The organism is Streptomyces sp. NPDC059455, from assembly GCF_042750115.1.
Classification (GTDB): domain Bacteria; phylum Actinomycetota; class Actinomycetes; order Streptomycetales; family Streptomycetaceae; genus Streptomyces; species Streptomyces endocoffeicus.
On the sequence record NZ_JBHYVB010000415.1, the window covers coordinates 1 to 3,955 of the forward strand.

Here is a 3,955-nt window from a genome sequence, read left to right on the forward strand (position 1 = left end):
ACGGCCCCACCTTCCAAGGACTCCACGCACTCTGGCGCCAAGACAGCCACCTCTTCGCCGACGTCCGCCTCCCCGACAACACCGACACCACCGACGGCTACGGCATCCACCCCGCACTCCTCGACGCCGCCCTCCACGCACTGGTCGCGGTCTCCGACGGGGACGAGATCCGACTGCCCTTCGCCTGGACCGGCGTCACCCTCCACGCCACCGGCGCAACCCGCCTCCGGGTCGAGCTGGAGTGGGACGCGTCGGGGTCCGCGAGCCTGCGCGCGTTCGACCCGTCCGGCCAGCCGGTGGTGACGGTGGAGACGCTGGCGAGCCGGGTGATCAGCCCCGAGCAGTTGCGTTCGGCGAGTGCGCGCTCCGGGCCGCTGTACCACCCGGAGTGGACCGCCTGGTCCGGCGCCGGCAGGTCGGGCGGCGCCGTGGAGTTCGAGCGGTATGCGGTGCCGACGGTCGGCGACGACGTCCTGGCCGACACCCACCGCATCACCGCCCAAACCCTGACCCGCGTCCAACAACACCTGGCCCAGAACACCACCACCCCCCTCGTCGTCGAAGCCACCTACGACGACCTCGCCGGCGCAGCAGTCTGGGGACTCATCCGCACCGCCCAAACCGAACACCCCGACCGCATCATCCTCATCGACACCGACAACCACCCCACCTCCCGCAAGGCACTACCCACCCTGATCGCCTCCGGCGAACCCCAAGCCCGCATCCGCGACGGCGCCATCACCCTCCCCCGACTGACCGTGGTCGCTCCCACCGAGCCGGTGGCGATCGGCGAAGGAACCGTGCTGATCACCGGCGGCACCGGGAGCCTCGGCTCCCTCATCGCCTGCCACCTCGTGACCGAGCACGGCGTGCGCGACCTCGTCCTGGCCAGCCGCCAGGGGCCCGACGCGCCCGGCGCCACCGAGCTCATCGCCGAGCTCCAACAGCTCGGCGCCCAGGTCCGCGTCCGCTCCTGCGACCTCACCGACCGTGCCGCACTCGCCGCACTCGTCGACGAGGCCGGCCCGCTGACCGGCGTCGTGCACACCGCCGGGGCACTGGCCGACGCCACCGTCGAGCACCTGGACGCCGAAGCGATGGCCACCACCTTCGCCCCCAAAGCCGACGCCGCCTGGTGGCTGCACGAACTCACCCAAGACCAAGACCAAGACCTGACCCTCTTCACGGTCTTCTCCTCACTGGCCGGCGTGCTCGGCAGCGCCGGGCAGGCCAACTACGCCGCCGCCAACAGCTTCCTCGACGCCCTCATCACCCACCGTCGCCGCCACGGCCTCCCCGGCACCTCACTCGCCTGGGGATCCTGGGAACGCACCAGCGGCATGACCCGCCACCTCACCCAAACCGACCACGACCGCCTGGCCCGTGCCGGGCTGCGGCCGCTCACCGACGAGCAGGGGCTGGAGTTCTTCGATGGGGCGCTGGCCACGGACCTCGGACAGGTGGTGACGGCCACGTTCGACCTGCCCGCCATCGGCCGCTCCGGCGCGGTGCCGGTTCTGCTCCGTGGGCTGGCGCGCGCGCCACTCCGAACGGCCGTCGGGGCGGACGCGGGCGGGGCCGAGCCGTGGACGGAACGGATCGCGACGCTCGCCCCGGATGCCCGTGAGCGGTCGGTGCTGGCGTCGGTGATCGAGCAGGTGGCCCAGGTGCTCGGGCATCCGGACCCCGGCGCCATCGAGCCGGACCAAGCGTTCAAGAGCCTCGGCTTCGACTCCCTGACCGCCGTGGAGTTCCGCAACCGGCTGTCGGCGATGACCGGGCTCCAGTTGCCCGCCACGCTCGTCTTCGACCATCCGGCGGCCGGCGCCGTAACACGGTACCTGCTGGACCAGGTCTCCCCCGCCCCGACGGCCGCCGGGCCCGACGACGACCTGGACGAACGGGAGTTGCGCCGGGTTCTGGAGCGGGTGCCGGTCGCCCGGTTCCGCGAGGCCGGGGTGCTGGAGACGCTGCTGAAGCTGGCCGGTCCCGACCCGGCGCGGACACCGGACGCGGCCGAGCCCGACGAGGCCGGCCTGATTGACGCCATGGATGCCGAGGCGCTGATCCGGCACGTGATGGACGGAACCGGAGCCTGAGGGGCGCGACGATGACCAATGAACAGCTTGTCGAGGCGCTGCGCGTGTCGGCCAAGGAGAACGCCCGGCTGCGCCGGGAGAACGCCTCGCTCCAGGAGGGGGCGGCCGAGCCGGTCGCCATCGTGGGAATGGCCTGCCGGCTGCCCGGCGGGATCGACTCGCCGGAGTCGCTCTGGGAGCTGATGGCCTCGGGCGGAGACGCGGTCTCGCCGTTCCCCACCGATCGCGGTTGGGACCTGGACACCCTGTACGACCCGGACCCCGACCACCCCGGCACCGCGTACGTCCGCGAGGGCGGCTTCCTGGACCGGGCCGGCGCGTTCGATCCGGACCCGTTCGGCATCTCGCCACGCGAGGCATTGGCCATGGACCCGCAGCAGCGGCTGCTGCTGGAGACCACCTGGGAGGTCCTGGAACGCGCCGGCATCGACCCGACCACCCTGCGCGGCAGCCGCACCGGCGTCTTCACCGGCATCATGTACCAGGACTACGTGACCCGCCTGCGCGGCTTCCCCGCCGAGTTGGAGGGCTACCTCGGCAACGGCAGCGCGTCGAGCGTGGCCTCGGGGCGGGTCTCGTACACCTTCGGCTTCGAGGGCCCGGCCGTCTCACTGGACACCGCCTGCTCCTCCTCGCTGGTCGCCCTGCACCTCGCCGTGCGGGCGCTGCGCTCCGGAGACTGCTCACTCGCCGTCGCCGGCGGCGTCACGGTGATGTCCGTTCCGTACCCGTACGTAGAGTTCAGCCGGCAGCGGGGGCTGGCCGTCGACGCGCGGTGCAAGGCCTTCGACGCGACCGCGGACGGCACCGTGCTCAGCGAGGGCGTCGGCCTGCTGCTGGTGGAGCGGTTGTCCGACGCCCTGCGACTCGGACACCCGGTACTCGCCGTGGTACGCGGCACCGCCGTCAACCAGGACGGCGCCTCCAACGGCCTCACCGCCCCCAACGGCCCCTCCCAACAACGCGTCATCCGCGAGGCGCTCACCGACGCCAGGCTGACCGCGGCCGACGTGGACCTGCTGGAGGCGCATGGCACAGGTACCGGGCTCGGTGACCCGATCGAGGCCCAGGCCCTGATCGCCACCTACGGGCAGGACCGTGACCAGCCCGTGTGGCTCGGGTCGCTGAAGTCCAACATCGGCCACACCCAGGCCGCTGCCGGAGTGGCCGGCGTCATCAAAGCCGTCATGGCCATGCGCCACGGTGTGATGCCCAGAACGCTGCACGTCAGCGAGCCGACGCCGAACGTCGACTGGTCGGCGGGCGAGGTCCGGCTGTTGACCGGGGCCCGGGACTGGCCGAGCACCGACCAGCGCCCGCGGCGCGCCGCGGTGTCGTCGTTCGGCATCAGCGGCACCAATGCGCACGTGGTCCTCGAGCAAGCCCCCGCGGCCCCGGAGCCCGACGTGCCGGAGACGCCGCCGGCCGGACCGGTGCCCTGGGTGCTGTCCGCACACACCGCGCCCGCGCTGACCGCCCTGGCCGAACGGCTCGCCGCGCATGTCGAGGAGGACGAGGCGCCGCTCGGCGACGTGGCGCACACCCTCAACACCACCCGTGCCACCCTGCCGCACCGCGCTGTGGTCGTCGGGGAGACCCGCGAGGAGTTCGTCGCCGCGCTCCGCGCCGTACGGCCAACCCCGCCGCGGCGCGGGCCGCTGGCGGTGATGTTCACCGGACAGGGTTCCCAACGCCCCGGTATGGGACGGCAGTTGTACGAACACTTCCCCGTCTTCGCCCAGGCACTGGACGAGATCTTCGCACTCGCCACCCCCGGACTACGCGAAGTCATGTTCGACCCCGACCAGAACGAGACGCTCCAACGCACCGACCACGCCCAGATCGCCCTGTTCGCC

General features: G+C 72.4%; 2 protein-coding genes. Both read left to right on the forward strand.

What is annotated here, in order from left to right; all coding sequences use genetic code 11:
• Nucleotides 1-2,099: type I polyketide synthase (locus ACFXB5_RS52980; protein ID WP_385223145.1), on the forward strand; the 2,099-nt coding region annotated here is incomplete at its 5' end.
• Nucleotides 2,100-2,110: 11 nt separating this feature from the next.
• Nucleotides 2,111-3,955: type I polyketide synthase (locus ACFXB5_RS52985; RefSeq protein ID WP_385223147.1), on the forward strand; the 1,845-nt coding region annotated here is incomplete at its 3' end.